Source organism: Isoptericola sp. GX10416 (assembly GCF_056590155.1).
Map to the genome: position 1 here is coordinate 23937 of NZ_JBWPVO010000013.1, position 15376 is coordinate 39312.

9 protein-coding genes and 1 pseudogene are annotated in these 15376 nt (G+C 69.2%); 3 read left to right on the forward strand and 7 right to left on the reverse strand.

Features of this window, described 5'->3' with window-relative positions:
- Window positions 1-32 precede the first annotated feature (32 nt).
- Window positions 33-2120 carry a purple acid phosphatase family protein gene (locus ACWAT2_RS16260; RefSeq protein ID WP_480049098.1) on the reverse strand — a complete coding sequence of 696 codons (2088 nt, stop codon included), beginning with the start codon at window positions 2118-2120 and terminating at the stop codon, window positions 33-35.
- 236 nt (window positions 2121-2356) lie between these two features.
- Window positions 2357-3004, reverse strand: a complete 648-nt coding sequence (locus tag ACWAT2_RS16265; protein ID WP_480049099.1) for a TetR/AcrR family transcriptional regulator — start codon at window positions 3002-3004, stop codon at window positions 2357-2359.
- A 125-nt stretch (window positions 3005-3129) separates the two neighbouring features.
- Between ACWAT2_RS16265 and ACWAT2_RS16270 the strand changes: the two genes are divergently transcribed.
- Both ACWAT2_RS16270 and ACWAT2_RS16275 read left to right on the forward strand, forming a co-directional pair.
- On the forward strand, window positions 3130-3747 hold the full coding sequence (locus ACWAT2_RS16270; RefSeq protein ID WP_480049100.1) for a TIGR03086 family metal-binding protein: 618 nt from the start codon (window positions 3130-3132) through the stop codon (window positions 3745-3747).
- Between the two features lie 62 nt (window positions 3748-3809).
- On the forward strand, window positions 3810-4910 hold the full coding sequence (locus ACWAT2_RS16275) for an epoxide hydrolase family protein (protein ID WP_480049101.1): 1101 nt from the start codon (window positions 3810-3812) through the stop codon (window positions 4908-4910).
- 25 nt (window positions 4911-4935) lie between these two features.
- Here ACWAT2_RS16275 and ACWAT2_RS16280 read toward each other — a convergent pair whose 3' ends face one another.
- From ACWAT2_RS16280 to ACWAT2_RS16300, 5 genes and pseudogenes are all read right to left on the reverse strand, one after another.
- A complete protein-coding gene (locus tag ACWAT2_RS16280; RefSeq protein ID WP_480049102.1) occupies window positions 4936-5412 on the reverse strand; it encodes a hypothetical protein in 477 nt (158 codons plus the stop codon).
- Between the two features lie 50 nt (window positions 5413-5462).
- A complete protein-coding gene (locus ACWAT2_RS16285; RefSeq protein WP_480049103.1) occupies window positions 5463-5957 on the reverse strand; it encodes an ankyrin repeat domain-containing protein in 495 nt (164 codons plus the stop codon).
- Between the two features lie 164 nt (window positions 5958-6121).
- Window positions 6122-6436 (reverse strand): annotated as a pseudogene (locus ACWAT2_RS16290) (integrase core domain-containing protein); the annotation flags it as partial.
- Window positions 6437-6797: 361 nt separating this feature from the next.
- On the reverse strand, window positions 6798-7160 hold the full coding sequence (locus ACWAT2_RS16295; RefSeq protein WP_480049104.1) for a hypothetical protein: 363 nt from the start codon (window positions 7158-7160) through the stop codon (window positions 6798-6800).
- 184 nt (window positions 7161-7344) lie between these two features.
- Window positions 7345-14082, reverse strand: coding sequence for a DNRLRE domain-containing protein (locus ACWAT2_RS16300; RefSeq protein ID WP_480049105.1), 6738 nt, complete (start codon window positions 14080-14082; stop codon window positions 7345-7347).
- Window positions 14083-15040: 958 nt separating this feature from the next.
- On the opposite strand from ACWAT2_RS16300, the gene ACWAT2_RS16305 reads away from it, so the two are divergent.
- Window positions 15041-15271, forward strand: coding sequence for a mechanosensitive ion channel protein MscS (locus tag ACWAT2_RS16305; RefSeq protein ID WP_480049106.1), 231 nt, complete (start codon window positions 15041-15043; stop codon window positions 15269-15271).
- Window positions 15272-15376: the final 105 nt, after the last annotated feature.

Below are 15376 nucleotides of genomic sequence, written 5' to 3' on the forward strand. Positions count from 1 at the left end.
GGGGCCGGCCGGGGGGTGGGGCGGGGGTGGCGTCAGCGGAGCGTGAACTCGACAGTGCTCGTGTTGCCCGCGACGTCGTGCACGACGAGGGTGTTGACCCCGGCCTTCGCGCCGAAGGTGCCGGGCTTGACGAAGTTGAGGTCCGACCAGGCGTTGTTCGTCAGGTCCTTCGTGACGCCGTTCAGCACGACCTTGTCGATCTTGCCGGCGTCGTGCAGCTTGAAGCTGACCTGGCCGTACCCGTCCCCGGTGCGGGTGGTGAACGCCGCCCCCTCCTTGACCGTCGCCGTCGGCGCGGTCGCGTCGACGGTCACGTCGACCGTGCTGGTCCGGGACACGTTCCCGGCGACGTCGTGGGCGTTGTACCGCACCGTGTACGCGCCCGACGGGAGCGAGAGCGTCGCCGTGTGCGTGCCGGCCTTCGCGCCGTCGGCCACGGCCGACTGCGTGCTCTTGACGAGCGTGCCGCCGGAGTAGACGTTGGCGACGATCTTGGCCAGGCCGCGGTCGTCGGTCGCGTCGACCTGCACGGCCAGCTCGCGCACCGGGCCCGACGACGTCGGCGTCACGAGCGTGACCTCGGGGCGCGTCGTGTCCGGCTCGGTGACGGGCGGGGTGACGCCGGCCTCGGTGACCCACTTCTCGCCGTCGTCCGTCTTGGTGACGGTGAACTCGTCGTAGACGGCGCCGACCGGCAGGTCCGTGGTCGCGGTCGCGGTCTTCTCGGCGAGGTAGGACCGGTAGTGCAGCGAGTCAGCCGTCACGTCGATCACCTGGTAGGTGGTGACCCCGGCGCCGCGCAGCACCTGGGTCGCGCCGTTGTTGGTCCAGACGTTCTTCTCGTCGGTCTCCAGCGCGTAGTGCTTGGCGCCCGAGTTCGACACGATGTAGACCGGGCCGTCGGTGATGCCCGGCGTGCCGGTGACGTCGTCGTTGTTGTACCCGCGGGCGTAGGTGTGGTCGTGGCCCATCATCACGAGGTCGATGTCGTGCTCCTGGAACACCGGCACCCAGTACTCGCGCAGGATCGGCTCGTTGCGGCCGGCCGACGTCGAGTAGACGGGCTGGTGGAACGTCACGACGTTCCACTTCGACGGGCTCTGCGTGAGCACGTGGTCGAGCCAGGCCGCCTGGAACTGCGTCCACAGGGCCGCGACCTTCGTGGACGGGCACTCGGCGCCCGTGCAGGCGGGCAGGCCGTCGGGCGTGAGGAACGTGGTGTCGCGGGTGGCGTTGATCGTGATGAAGCGGACGCCCTGGTAGTCCGTGAAGTACACCGTCTCCGTGGCGAACTGGGTCCAGTGCGCGAAGTACGCCGCGTACTGCTTGGCCACGTCGGTGTCGCCGACGGCGAGGTCGGCGAGGTCGCCGATGGTCTCGGTGGTCGGGTTGTTGTGCGGGTACTCGAAGTTGGCCTTCCACGACGTCAGGAACTTGTCGCCCGAGTACTCGTGGTTGCCCGGCGCCGCCATGACGTTCGTCGTCGCGGCGGAGGTCTCCATGCCGGTGAACCAGCTCGTCCACTGCGTCTCGTTGCCGCCGGTGTCGATCAGGTCTCCCGCGTGCACGGACCCGATGGAGTCGGGCGCGGACGCCTCGGCCATGTCGACCACCTTCGGCCACGTCGAGTCGAGGCCGATCTGGGCGTCGCCGTAGTAGACGAACTGGAAGTCCGTGTCCGTCGGGTCGGCGGTGGTGAACTCGTTCCAGCCGCTCCAGGCACCCTCGGCGCCGACGCGGTAGGTGTAGTCGGTGCCCGCGGCCAGGCCGTCCACCGTGGCGGAGAAGTGCTGCAGCGGGTTGCCGTTCACGGTCCCCGCGGCGTACGCGTCGACCGTACGGACGTCGCCCCCGGCCACCGGGCGGATCTGCACCTGCCCGGCGGTCTGCGACACGTGCCCGGCGAGCCACGAGAAGGACTGGCTCGTCTCGGGCGTCTCGGTGGGCGTGAGGATCACGCGCGACGGCGCGGTCGGGTCGACCTCGCTCGCCTGGATCGCCGTGGTGCCCGGGACCTCGGTGGCCGCCGCCGCGGGCGCCGCGAGGGCACCGGCGACCAGGCCCGTGATCGTTGCGCCGACGGCGGCCCTGCGGCCCCACCGCCCTGTCGAGTTCGTCATCGTCTCCCCTTCGTCAATGCGGACGAACGCACGCCGACGGCCCGGTCCGCGACCGGGTTCCGTCAGCGGGTTCGCCCCGATTGAAGCGGGGAATCATGGACGAGCGGTGGCCGGAGAGTTCACCGCTGATGAACTCCCCGACGCCGGGTGGGTGCTCGGCTGGCTGCGGGACCGGGAGCCGGTCGAGGTCCGCGCGTCCGCCGGGGTCGAGCGGGGGCTCGCGGGCGACGTGGGGTTCAGGCCCGTTGCCAGCGGGCGCCGAGCTCGGCCGACGTCGGCGCCTCGCCCGGGAGCGTCCCCGACGCCAGGGCGCCGGCGCGCAGGCCGGCCAGGTGGACCTGGAGGTACCGTCGGCGCAGCTCGGTGAGCCGCTCGCCGCTCGCGATCCGGATCCCGGCGAGCTGCTCGTAGACCATCGGCAGGTCGGCGTCGACGACGTCCGGGCGCACCACGCCGGCGTCCTGCGCGCGGCGCAGGATCTCTGTCGCGAGCCGCCCGGACTCCTCGGTGAGAGCGAGGTGGTCGGGCGTCGGCGTGAAGCGCCCGGCGAGGTGGACGGTGAGCGAGTGCACGTCCGCCTCGACGATGCCGCGCAGGAAGGCCTCGAAGGCGTCCCACGGGTCCGCCACGTCCAGGGCGGACCGCGCGACCTCGACGAACCGCCGCAGTCCGTCCAGGCAGAGCGTGGCCAGCAGCTCCTCCTTGCTCGGGTACCGCCGGTACAGGGCACTGATGCCCACGCCCGCTGCCTGGGCGACGGCCGCGACGGGAGCGTCGGGCGCCCTCATGAAGACCTCGCGGGCGGCGGCGAGGATCGTCTCGTCGTTCCGTGCTGCCTGGGCGCGCCGTCCGCTGGGAACGGCCTCGATCCTCGGGGTGCTCATGCCGTGCTCCGCTTCTTGATGTCCGGTGGGAACGAGCTCGACGATACCACTTGTGCGGAACGGAACGTTCCGCTACGCTCTTGGGTAGCGGAACATTCCGTTCCGTTCGACCCGGAGGAGACGCCATGACCGCCACGCCGAGCACCCGCTGGACCACCCTCGATCGCGCGCACGCAGCCTTGGTCGCGGTGGCCGAAGGGCTCGCTCCTGAGGACTTCGACCGACAGACGCCCTGCTCCGACTGGACGGTGGCGCAGGTGCTCCAGCACGCCGCCGGCGACCAGCTCGCCTACGTCGCCGCACTCACCGGCCAGGGCGGGCCCACCGAGAACCCGTTCGCCCCGTCCGGGACGCTGGCCGGGACGGCGGTGGCGCTGGTCGGCACGGCCGTCGCCGCCGCGTCCGGAGCCTTCGCGGGCGTCGACCCCGACGGCTCCGCCCCGACCCCGCTGCCGCACGGCGAGCTCCCGGCCGCCGTCGCGGCAGGTGCCGCCGCGCTCGACGCCGGTGTCCACGCCTGGGACGTCGCCGTCGCCACCGGCCAGGCGTGCCCGCTGGACGACGACGTCGCCGCCGAGCTCCTCGCCGTCGCCCGCCAGATCGTCGAGCCGCTGCGCGAGTACGGCGTATACGCGGCCGTCGTCGAGCGCCCGGCCCATGGCGCCGACGACGCGCCGGGCGTAGCCGTCAACGAGCTGCTGCGCTACCTCGGCCGCGACCCGCACTGGACGCCGTCCCGCTGACGGCGGACCTCGTCCCGGGCCGCACGACAAGAGCACGATCCAGCACGACACGGAGGCACACCATGAGCACCCAGATCACCCCCACCCGGATCGACATTCCCCAGACCGAGCTCGACGACGTCCGCGAGCGCCTCGCTCGCACCCGGTTCACCGACCAGATCGGCGAGGAGGGCGAGGACGGCACCGGCGTCGACCGGCTCCGTGAGCTCGTGCGGTGCTGGCTCGAGGACTTCGACTGGCGGGCGCTCGAGGCGCGGATCAACGCCTACCCCCAGGTCGAGACCGTCATCGACGGTCAGCGGATCCACGCGATCCATGTCCGCTCCGGACGACCCGACGCCGTCGGGCTGATCCTGACCCACGGGTGGCCGGGGTCCGTCGTGGAGTACCTCGACGTGATCGAACCGCTCACCGCCGCGGGCTACGACGTCGTCCTGCCGTCGCTGCCCGGCTACGGCTTCTCCGGCCCGACCACCGAGCGCGGCTGGGACAACGCACGCATCGCCCGCGCCTGGGTCGAGCTCATGCACCGGCTCGGGTACGAGCGGTACGGCGCGGTGGGCAACGACGCCGGGTCGATGATCTCTCCGGAGGTCGGCCGCCTCGACCCCGAGCGCGTCGTCGGGGTGCACGTGACCCAGCTCTTCTCCTTCCCGTCCGGCGACCCCGCCGAGATGGCCGACCTCAGCGAGGAGGAGCAGGCAGCGATCGCCCACCTCGGCTGGTTCTGGGAGAACATGGGCGGGTTCAACGTGCTGCAGTCCCAGCAGCCGCAGACCCTCGCGCACGCGCTCGCCGACTCGCCGTCGGGCCTGCTCGGGTGGAACGCCCAGCTGATGGGCGACGTCGAGCCGGAGTTCGTGGTCGCCAACGCCGCCGTGTACTGGTTCACCGGGACGCAGGGCTCTGCCCTGCGGCTCTATCGGGAGAACGCCCTGGCTGCCCGGCGCGCCCAGGAGGCGGGGGAGCGGCCCGGGCCGACGACGGTGCCGATCGCGCTCGCCCAGGGCAAGGGGGACTTCGCCTCCATCCGCCGGTTCGCCGAGCGGGACCACGCGGACATCCGCCGGTGGACCACCTACGAGCGCGGCAGCCACTACGCCGCGCACCTCGAGCCGCAGCAGACCGTCGCCGACATCCTGGAGTTCTTCGCGGCGCTCTGACGTGCGTGCTGCCCGAGCGGCCCGGCTATCCGGACGCTCGCACGTCGAGGAGTCCGGCATCGTCGACCGACACCTCGATGTGGTCGGGCAGGTCGCTCTTGCGGACGATCAGCTCGCCGGAACCGTCCTCGACCACCCAGACGCCCACCGAGCCGGCGACGTCGTAGGCCGCCGTCGCCTCCATTCCCGGAGGATCCGCAGGGACGAGATAGACGGCGTAGGTCTCGCCGACCGACAGCGGGGGCGCCGTGTTCGAGAACTGCATCGCCCACTGCCTGATCTCGATGCGTTCACCCACCCCGATCTGCTGCTCCGCCGAGCTCAGCACGACCGCCTCCGTCATCACGAAGCCGGTCTCCGGGCTGCCCTCGACACGCGATCCCTCGGCTCTCAGCGTCACGACGTCGACGCTGTGGGCCGCCAGCTCCTCCAACGTCGTGTAGTTCGTCGTGAGGTCGGCCTCGACACGAGGCGGCCCGCAGGCGACAAGGGGCACGAGCACGACGCCGCACGCCACCGCACGCAGCGCTGCACGACCACCACGTCCCGGGATCATCGGATCCCGAAGACCGACAGCAGCTCGGTGTCCCCGTCGGCGACGAGCTCGGCCTGCTCTCGCACGGACGAACCATCAGGAGCCCTCTGGTGGACGTCGGCACCGGCGTGCACCAGGATCCTCAGGGACTCATGGTCGAAGGGCCTCGAAGCGAGGGCCTGCCGCAGGGGGCTCGCGCCCTCCCGGTTCACCACGTCGACGTTCGCGCCGGCATCGACCAGAACCTGCACCAGCTCCGGCCGCTTCGCTCGTACCGCGTAGTGGATCGGCGTGTTCCCGTAGACGTCGACGGCGTCGGCGTCGACGCCGCTCGCGACGAGCTGTCGCAGCATGGCCGCGGACGGCGTCACGACGGGGGAGAGCAGGGCCCGGTGCAGGTAGTTCCACCTCTCCGCGTCCGTGCGCGCCCGGAGATCTCCGCCGTCGCGGACGAGGGCGTCCAAGGTCTCCGGGTCGTTCTTTAGGATCGCCCGAAGAATCTCTCGTGACATCCCCTCATCCTCCATGGGTTCGAGAGTCTCAACCGCCGTCACCGCCTGGTCCCACTCCTACCATCGGCGCAACGAACCACCCAGCAAGAACCTTCCACCTCGTCGCGCTTCAAACACATCCCAAGGTCGCCTGGGACTGCTGCACGGATAGGTGACAGCGGTTGTCAGGCGGCGAGTGCGACCTGAGTGGTCATGATGGCTTCGTACTCGATGGGGGTCAATCGTCCGAGGCGGGCCTGGCGGCGGCGTCGGTGGTAGGTGCGTTCGATCCAGGTGATGATCGCGATCCGCAGGTCCTCGCGGGTGGTCCAGCGGTGCCGGTCCAGGACGTTCTTCTGCAGCAGCGCGAAGAAGGACTCCATGGCGGCGTTGTCGCCCGCGGAGGCGACCTGCCCCATGGATCCGCGCAGGTCGTGACGGCGCAGCGCGGCCAGAAATCGCTGGCTTCGACGCCACCGACCAGCCTTGGCAGCCAGAACCAGCACTCGCGACGTGCCACGAGCGCCTCACGACCGGCCACGAACCACCCAGAAACGACAAATCTCCCGCCCGGATCACTCCGGACGGGAGATTCGTTCACACCTGAGCCGTTCCAAAGAAACAGCCCTCACGTGGGTGGTTCCCGAAACTCGCTGACCAGCGGCTCCGCGGGGAGGGCCTCGGCGTCAGGCACATCCTTGACGCCCTTCTAGGCACACCCATGACCCGCGCGCCGTGCGGCTCGGCGACCACCGCAGTCCGCGCAGACGGGCCGACCCCCGTGCCCGTCCTGAGCTGTCACCCTTTTCTCGGGATCCGCAAACTTCGTCCCACAGTTGCCGGGATCGACATGCATCTTGCTCAGAAGGGGTGAGTGTTCGCGTACTCGTAGCTGGCTTCGATCGCCGGTAGCACCCAATCGAGCCACTGGATGATATCCTCGTCGGTGAAAAGCGCGAATGGCATTGAAGGGGCCTGGTGATGCATAACGCGGACGCGCTCTTTTGTCTCGCCGTCATAGTCCAGCCCGGCGGCCGCATACTCTCGGGCGACCGCTGCAATGGAGGCAGCGATGAACTCGGATTCGTTGAGAAAAGCGCTCACCATCGGTGTTGGAAAGGTGTCCTCATTCCCGGGGTATAGCTTGTCGATAGAGACCGGACCAGCCCATACTCGAACTGTGGGCGACTTAACCACTGGATTATCCTCCAGTATGTACGCCATTCGATAGAGGGCATAGATCTCTATGTGCACCGTGTGGATCCACCTCGGGGCATTTAGCAGCGGTCGCACCCATGCTCTATCTGTCGGTGATTTCTTGTAGCCAAGGGCCCGTAGTCTTCGACCGAGCTCGCTCCTCGCTTTTCGTCTCGCACTTTCCGGGGCGAGGATCATTTCGTGTCGCCTCCTAGTAGTTGGGGAACCGGAACAGAAGCACCCCGTCGAATCCGGCGTTCTTCATGAGCCATTGATCCTTTTTCCGTTGCGTCTTGGAGTACCGCGCATTTCCGACCTTTACTTCGACGATGAGTTTACGCCCCTGGCGGTCGAAGACCACCAAGTCCGGGTACCTCATCCCATGCTCCGTCCTATACCCCCGACCAGTATATACCGTCCATCCTGCCTTGCGGAGTTGACTGGCGACGTAGTTTTCCGCAGCCAATCCGCGGTTGCGGTTCGTCTGCACGGTGTGCTTCTTGGGCTTCTTGTAGGGAGGTTTTGCCGACGACTTAAACAAGTTTACTCGGCTACCGCCGAGTGCGAGAATCCAAGATCCGCCGCACATGCATTTACGGCTTAGGCCGTCCAAGTCATGACTAGTCGCGGGATCCTGGGGATAAGCGTAAGCCGTGGTATTGCCGCCCGTGACGGGATCCACGCTGGTGAACAGGCCGGTGGTGGAGCTGTAGAGGCGTGCGCCCATGAGGACGAGGCCGGTGAGGGTGTTGGTGGCGCGTTCTTTGGCGCCGAGCCAGGCGTAGTTGATGGCGCCGTCGTCGGCCGGTGTGGTGAGGGTGTTGCCGTATTCGTCCCAGGAGCCCACAGCGCCGAGTTGGACCGCGGTGCCGGCGGCGGGGATGGTGATGCTGGTGACGGCGGAGCCGAGGGGGTCGGCGAGGGTGAGGTTGGCGACCGTGCCCTCACTGCTATCGGCGGTGTCGGTGGTGTGGATGGTCTCGATGCCGAGGTCGCCGCCGATGGATGCGCCGTACCAGCTGGTGGTGGTCTTTGTGCCCGTGGTGTTGACGGCCCAGCCGGGGTTGTCGCTGGTGTCGGTGTAGTGACGGACGATGGCCCTGTCGGTGTCGCCGCCGGTGGTGGCCTCGCTGGAGCGGCGTCCGGCGGGGTCGAGGGTGTAGGTGGTGGTGACGTCGCCACGGACGATCTGGTGGGCGGCGTCGGTGTCGTAGTAGCCGAGGCGCACGTCCCCGCCGGCGGCGCTGGGGGTGTCGACGGCAGGCAGAGTGGTTTGCCGGCCCAACTTGTCGGTGGCATACGGCGTCGAAGTGGCGCCGTTGACGCTGGCGCCGTGCTGCACGCGGTCGGCGGTGTCGTAGGTCCACGTCTTGGTGACCGTGTCCCCGGTCGTAGCGCACGGGTTCTCGGGGTCGGTGCCCGTCGTCGCAGTGAGGCCGGTACGGTTGCCGCGCACGTCGAAGGCGTAGGTGCGGGTGGCACAGTCCTGCCCGATCACGTCCTTCGCGGTGACGAGCCGCTGGGCCGCGTCGTAGCCGAACCGCTGAACCCGGCCCACACCCGTCTCGCTGGCCGCGGCACCGGAGGTGATTTGGGTGGTGCGGCCCTGGACGTCGGTGGCCATCGTCCACGCCAGGATCTCCTGGGCGTCCTGCCCGCTGGCGGGGATCGTGGCGTAGGACTGCTCGGCCAGGTCACCGGCCCGGTCGTAGGTCAGCTGCTGGGCGACCGTGTTGCCGGGCAGGGCCTGTCGGGTGATGTTCCCCGCGGCGTCGTAGGTTGCGGTGAACGCACCCACGCCCTGGATCTCGGCCGTGGTGGGCAGCCCACGATGCTCACCGGCGCCGTTGTAGGTGTAGGTGACCATGCGCTGGGGGTCGGTGACGGTGTGGACCCGTCCGGCCGGGTCGTAGGTCGTGGCCGTGGTGGCGCCATCGGTATCGGTGTAGGACACCTGGCGGCCCCACCCGTCGAACCCGACCGAGATCCGGTCCTTCTCCGAGCCGTCCACGTTCAGGCTGACGGTCGCGGTCGCCAGGCCGGTGGCCGGGTCGTAGAGGGCTGTGGTGTCCGGGACGGGCTGAGATCCGGGGAGCCCGGTGATCGTCGTGCCGGTGCGCACCGTGCGACCAGCGGTGTCGAACGTGGTCGTGGTGGTGCGCACGGTGCTGCCTGCGGTTTCCGTGGCGGTCGCGGCCCCGAGGTACAGCGAGTACTTCGTGGTGGCCTCGACCGGCAGGGTCGGGTTCTCCTCGCCGGTGGTGGTCAGGCAGGTCAGGCCCGCCCACTGCGGCTTGCCGCCACAGGCGGGGAAGTCATCGTTCACGCCGGTCGTGTAGTAGCCGGTCTTGATCGTGGCGGCGTCGGTGCCGTCCGAGCCCGGGCGCCGCTCCTCGAGCAGCCGCCCTTCGACGTCGTAGCGGAACTTCGTGGTGATGTCCGCACCCGAGGAGGCCCCGCCCGCGCCCATGCGGGTCGTGGTCGTGGTGGCCTGCCCGAGACTCCACCCCGAGGTGGGGTCGATGGCGGACTTGCCGTCGATCGGGATGTACCCGCTCACCTGACGAGACAGGACCGGCTCGCCCGAGGCGACGGGCACGGCGAGGTCCGCCGACCCGGACAGCCCGTCAGCCTGGGTGACCGTGGTCGTGGTCGCCAGCCCGTACGCGATCCCCGTGACCGGATTGACCCGGCCGTTCGGTGCGCCCTGGTCGTAGTCGATGTGGGTGTGGGTACGCACCAACTCCCCGTCGACCTCACGAGCCGGCTCCCACGTGTCGGTAACCAGACTCCCGGCGGCGAGCAGCACCGTGCCGGCAGCGATGGTCTGGGCGCTGCCGCCCGGCGGCTTCCACGTGATCGCCGACGCAGCAGTCACCGGCGCGTTGTACCGCGTAATCGTCGCATGAGAATCGATCACCTCAGCGGGAAGATCACCCTGCTCGGCACGCTGCGCGCGCAGCTGGCTGGTCGCGTGCTCGTCCCACGCGTGGGTGACCCGCCCGGCATCGTCGAACCGCGTCGCAGCGAACTGCCACTGCCCGGCCCCGTGCGACGCCGAGGCGGTGAGGCGACCCTGCGCGTCGGTGTACTGCAGCTCCGCGAACGGCCAGTCCGCGACCCCGGGCGTCGCCGAGACGGCACGATCCTGCCCGAACACCGCCGCACCGTAAGCCGGCGCGGTCGCCTCGCCCCACGCGGCGACCTCGTCAGCAACTGCGGGGAGCCCGCTGCTGCCGTCACGGGCGATGCCATACACGAACCTCGCAACCTGCACGTCCGCACCCGAACCGGTGGGGTTGCCGCGGTGCACCGTCAACAGCGACGACTTGGCGTCCTGCGACGAGTTGCCGTAGGCGAGCCTCCAGGGCTCGAGCCCGGACTCGGTGACGGAGGTGAGCAGCGGCTGCCCGGACGACGACGTGGCCGTCCCGTAGCCGTAGGAGGTGGACAGGTTCGTGCGCGGGTCGGTGACCTTCGTCAAGCGACCATCGGTGTCGTAGGTGTACTTCGCGACCACCACCGTGGTCATGCCCGCCCCGCCCGTACGGTCGGGGTCGAAGGCGGTGTAGGAGATCTCCTTGACCTGACCGACCACCTCACCGGCCGAGGTCGTGGTGCCGTAGGTGATGTCCACCGCGCGGCAACCCGCGTTGAGCGCACCGGTGCTGGGGCAGGTGACCCCGTCCGGGACCGGCGCGAGGATCCGCGTGATCTGCTTGGTCTGCGCGTCCCAGACGAACGACGTCGTGCGCGCTGACCCCGGCTCGCTGACGGAGGTCGCGCGCCACACGCGGTCGCTGGTAGTAGCGCCTGCGAAGCCGAAGCGAGTGACCGCGCCCGACGGGTCGGTGAAGATGACGACCGACCCGTCCTTGCGGAACGTGGCACCGGTCTCGGCGGTCTCGGAGTCCACCGGCGTGTACGTGCCGGTCTTGCCCAACTCGCGCCCGCCGTCGGGCTGACGGAAGACCAGCGCGCCGCCCTCGTCGTCGATGAACGCCATCGTGCCGTCGATCCCGGTGTTGTCCACGACCTGCCAGCCCGCGACACCGACATCGGTGCCGTCGAAGGACGCCGACCAGCCCGGCCCGAACACCGACGATTCCTCGATGCCGGCCTGGGATGAGTACGACCGCGAGATCGACAGGTCCCCGACGTAGCCGGGCACCGACACGTCGGTGGCGGAGGTGTTGAACTCACCCGTCCACAACGCGACCTGCCCCGGGCCCGCGTCCGCGGTGGGGTAGTTGTCACCGAAGGCGTGCGGCACCCGCACCACCGTCGAACGATGCGACTTGGCGCTGTTCCACGTGCACCGCACCGTGCCGGTGGCCGAGTAGGTGAAGCACACCTGCACGTCCAACAGCACCGGGACACGCTCCTTACCCAGCGACGCCGCCGCGGCCGCCGCCGACCACGGCTCCGACACGCTCACCGCGGCCCCCGCCGGCACCGCCGGCAGGTCGATGTCCTTGGTCCACCCTGCCGTCGAGCCGTTGCTCGTCGCATCCCCGGTAGGACTGACCCCCGAGGCTCGCCACCAGATCGACCGCGTCACGGTGCCCGACCCCGCCGTCGGCGCGGTCGCCTTGACCAAGAACGTGTCAGTCGACTTGGTGTCCGAGGCGGGCGCGGACAGCGCCGCCCCACCCGAACCGAACGAGAACGTGACCTCAGGCGACGCCCACGCCGCCTTGTCGATCGCGCGGACCTTCAGCGTGTGGGCGCCGGCGCCCGGATTCCACGGCACGCTCGCGGTCGGGGTCGACCCTGATGCCGCCACGGACGTCCACGCTCCGCCGTCGCGGGAGTACTCGAACCGCACCACGTCCGTCGAGGTCGACTTCAAGGTGAACGTGTTCGACGTCGGCGCGGTGTCCTTCCACTGCCCGGGGTCGTACCCCGACGCCGTGATGCTCGGGGTGGTGGGCTTGGTCGTGTCGACCGTGAACGTCCACAACGACTTGTACGCCTTGGAGTACAGCGACCCGTCATGGGAAAACACCCGCGAGGAATACGTCGTGCCGTTGCTCAACGCCGGCGTCGAGGTGGTCGGGGTGAACGTCGACGTGCCACCCGAAGCGACCGTCTTACCGGCCAGGTTGTCCCACACCTGCGTGGAACCCTGCAGCACGTCGAACCACGCGAACACGTTCCCACCGTCCGGGTCGGACACCACGGCCGAGAACGTCGGCTTCGTCGTCTTGACGAACAACTGCTTGTTCGCATCCGTGCTCGACGGGTACCAGTTGTACTGGCTGGAGTTCAACGACGCGCTGGCCGGGGTGTTCGGGTACGAGTTGTACGACACCGTGATCGTCGGCTTGCCCGAGGCGGCGTTCGTCGAGTTGAACCGCTTCCAGCCGTAGGTGTCGGTCTCCGAGGTCGCCTTGAGCGCCAGCCCGCGCGTCGTCGGCGACTGGTCCGCCCACGCCTGGACCAGGTCCGTGATCGTCACGTTCGACCAGCCGTCCGCGCACCCCGAGCTGTGACCCTTGGTGTCCGTGCTGGTCGCCCACTTGTTGATCATCGCCGGCTGGTTACCCCACACCGTGCCCGTCTCGGCAAGGTTCGCCGACCACACCTCCCACGACTTCGCCGTGCACGACCATGAGTGGAACTGCCACAGGTTCAACTTCGCCGAGAGGATCTTCTTGCCCTTGATCTTGCTCACATCGACGTTGAGGAACGAACGCGCCCTGTCCGACCCGTTGTACGTCCCCACCCGCAGATCCGTCTGCAACGACGCATCATCAGACCAGTCGGTCTGCACGAACGTGTCCCGCGGCAGCCCCAGACTCACCGACGGATCCACCACCACCGGATACTGCACGTCCGGGTCGGTCAAGAACTCCTCCCCCGGCGACATCGTCACCGCCGCGGAGTCGCCCTCGACGGTCACCTCGACCGGCACCACCTCAGTGACACCCGCATCCAACACCGGCGCCTCACCCGCGGCAGCCACGTCCGACTCCGCATCGCTCGAGTCGTCCTTGCTCGAGGCGGCGTCGGAGTCGGTCAGGTCGTCCAGGTCCGCCGGGGTGCCCGCCCACAGCGGGGGCTGCTCGGCCGACCACTGCTCGGTCACCGGGTTGGCCAGCTGGGCATCGGCCGTCGCGTCCCACATCACCGGGCTCGCGGCACGCGCCGCCACCTGCCCGCCCACCACCAGATCCACCAGAGCCTTCTTCGGCTGCTTGACCGTGGCACCCTCAGCGCTCAACCCCAGGTCCAGCTCCACCGCAGCCGGGTCGGCCGGGGCCTCGTGGATGACGAAGTACTGCTCCACACCACCGCCCGTGACGTCCACGACCATGTCCACGCCGGCCTCGACGCCCGCGAACACGGCCCGCTCACCCGTCACGTCCGGGGCCGGCAGATCACCCGGGAACGTCAGCTCCGAGGTCACACCCGTGGCCGGGTCCGTCAACGACGCCACCACACTGACGCCATCCTTACCCGCGTCCTGCGCCCCCGAGACCACCACACCCCCCGGGTGAGCCACCGGACGGAACCCGCCGTCTCCCGGCTCCAAAGTGGCGTCGAACTGCTCCCAGTCATCCTCGACCGTGCCATCGCCGCCCGTACGCACCCACACCGGCGACAACGACAACGCCGACTGCCACGACCCATCCGGCATCGCGAACGTCGACGAGGACTCCGTACGCTGCGACAGGTCCTCCACCCGCTCCCCCGCGAGCCGCGCGTTCACCTGCGCCGACACACCGTCCGGCGCCACCAACGCGCCATGCGAACCCCGCAGCGGCTTACCCGTCGCCACCGAAGCCGGCGCCACCGCCTGCGCGGGAGCGTTTACCACCGCGGCAGCAGGGTTCGGCAGATACGTCCCCGTGACACCCACCGACACGGCGGTCACCGCTGCGGTCACCGCGATCCTGCGGAACCACGCCTCCGGGACACCAGCGAACGACACCAGAGCAGCCATACCGGCCCAACTCCCCGACACGAGCCGAGCCACAACGCCCAGCAGACCAACCAGCCGCCCGTGACGCTGGCCCCAGTGACTGCGGATACACGCGCCGCGTCTGGTGACGCGAAAACTAGAGCATCCCATCGAGCCTGTCTACGACAGCCGTCCAGCAGACGAAGATCACGACGCCATATGTCCAGTTCGAGCACCTTTATTCACCCGCGACGCCTCCAAGGGAGGATCAGGTTTCACCTACCCGTTCTGCGGTCCCCGCCCGCCCCTCGTTGAGCTCGCTCACTATGAGTCCCACGCCCGGGTCTGGACTCACGACCAGGACATTGGCTCCATACTCTCGAGTGACACGGCGCCGTTGCGCCTGAGTCACGTCGCCTTCGATCAACGCGAACCTGGACCCCGGAGGAAAACTGTGCTGGACGACGCTCAGCTTTGACCACGCACGCCGGCCGTCCCTGCTCGTCAGTTCGCCGAGCACGGGGATGTCGACGAGTCCGTCGACCGGGACGACGTCGCTGCGGACGCTCTCGCCCCAGCTCGTCAGCCAGCGTAGTTGCGCGTCTGGGGCGTGGGACCCGAATCCTCGCAGCTCGAGGCCCTCTGCTACTTGAAGATCGAGTGGAGCCCGGGGGAGCTCGGTGGCCCCGGGAGCAATTGTGCAGCAGCGTGCTGCACAACTTTGGTCCATCGGATCCGTCTCACGCCCTCGACCCTCCGCTCGGACCGAGCACCCGCGCTGGGCGTCGGGTGGCCCCGCGCGTCCTCGTGACATCGGGGGGCGGGCGCCTATTCTGGAACTGCTACCCGTACAAGGTGCGGGAGCTGGCTTGCGGCTCCAGACCGCGGCACTCGAGGTGCGGCTGACCACCGTCCTCTGAGTCGGCCCAACCACCCGACACGACGGATCCACGGATCCGGTGTTTGTGGGAGTGGACGAGGCAGACGAGAGGACGCAGCGATGGAGCCGAGGGACAGGGTCGAGGTCCGATCTGCGAGGACCGGACGCCGGTCGTCGCGCCCGCGCGTCTATCAGCCTGACGAACTCGTCCGCTTCGACGCGCGCATTCCCGCCCGCACCGCGCAACGGCTGTATGAAGTCGCGCACCGGACGGGACGGCCAGTGACGGCCGTCCATGCGGACCTTCTTGCCAAGGCACTCGACGACGATGCCGGAGCCGCGATGGTCTGAGCCGGATCGGCGCAGGGCGCCGAGGCGCGAAAAAGGCCCAGGAGCTGCAACTCCCGAGCCCGATCGCCTTGCATCAGCGGGACGCTACTCCCGCTGCAGGAAGTT

Excerpts from the sequence above, each read along its gene's own strand:
- ACWAT2_RS16260 (WP_480049098.1), bottom strand. The coding sequence starts at position 2,120 with ATGACGAACTCGACAGGGCGGTGGGGCCGCAGGGCCGCCGTCGGCGCA.
- ACWAT2_RS16265 (WP_480049099.1), bottom strand. The coding sequence starts at position 3,004 with ATGAGCACCCCGAGGATCGAGGCCGTTCCCAGCGGACGGCGCGCCCAG.
- ACWAT2_RS16270 (WP_480049100.1), top strand. The coding sequence starts at position 3,130 with ATGACCGCCACGCCGAGCACCCGCTGGACCACCCTCGATCGCGCGCAC.
- ACWAT2_RS16275 (WP_480049101.1), top strand. The coding sequence starts at position 3,810 with ATGAGCACCCAGATCACCCCCACCCGGATCGACATTCCCCAGACCGAG.
- ACWAT2_RS16285 (WP_480049103.1), bottom strand. The coding sequence starts at position 5,957 with ATGTCACGAGAGATTCTTCGGGCGATCCTAAAGAACGACCCGGAGACC.
- ACWAT2_RS16295 (WP_480049104.1), bottom strand. The coding sequence starts at position 7,160 with ATGGCGTACATACTGGAGGATAATCCAGTGGTTAAGTCGCCCACAGTT.
- ACWAT2_RS16300 (WP_480049105.1), bottom strand. The coding sequence starts at position 14,082 with ATGGCTGCTCTGGTGTCGTTCGCTGGTGTCCCGGAGGCGTGGTTCCGC.
- ACWAT2_RS16305 (WP_480049106.1), top strand. The coding sequence starts at position 15,041 with ATGGAGCCGAGGGACAGGGTCGAGGTCCGATCTGCGAGGACCGGACGC.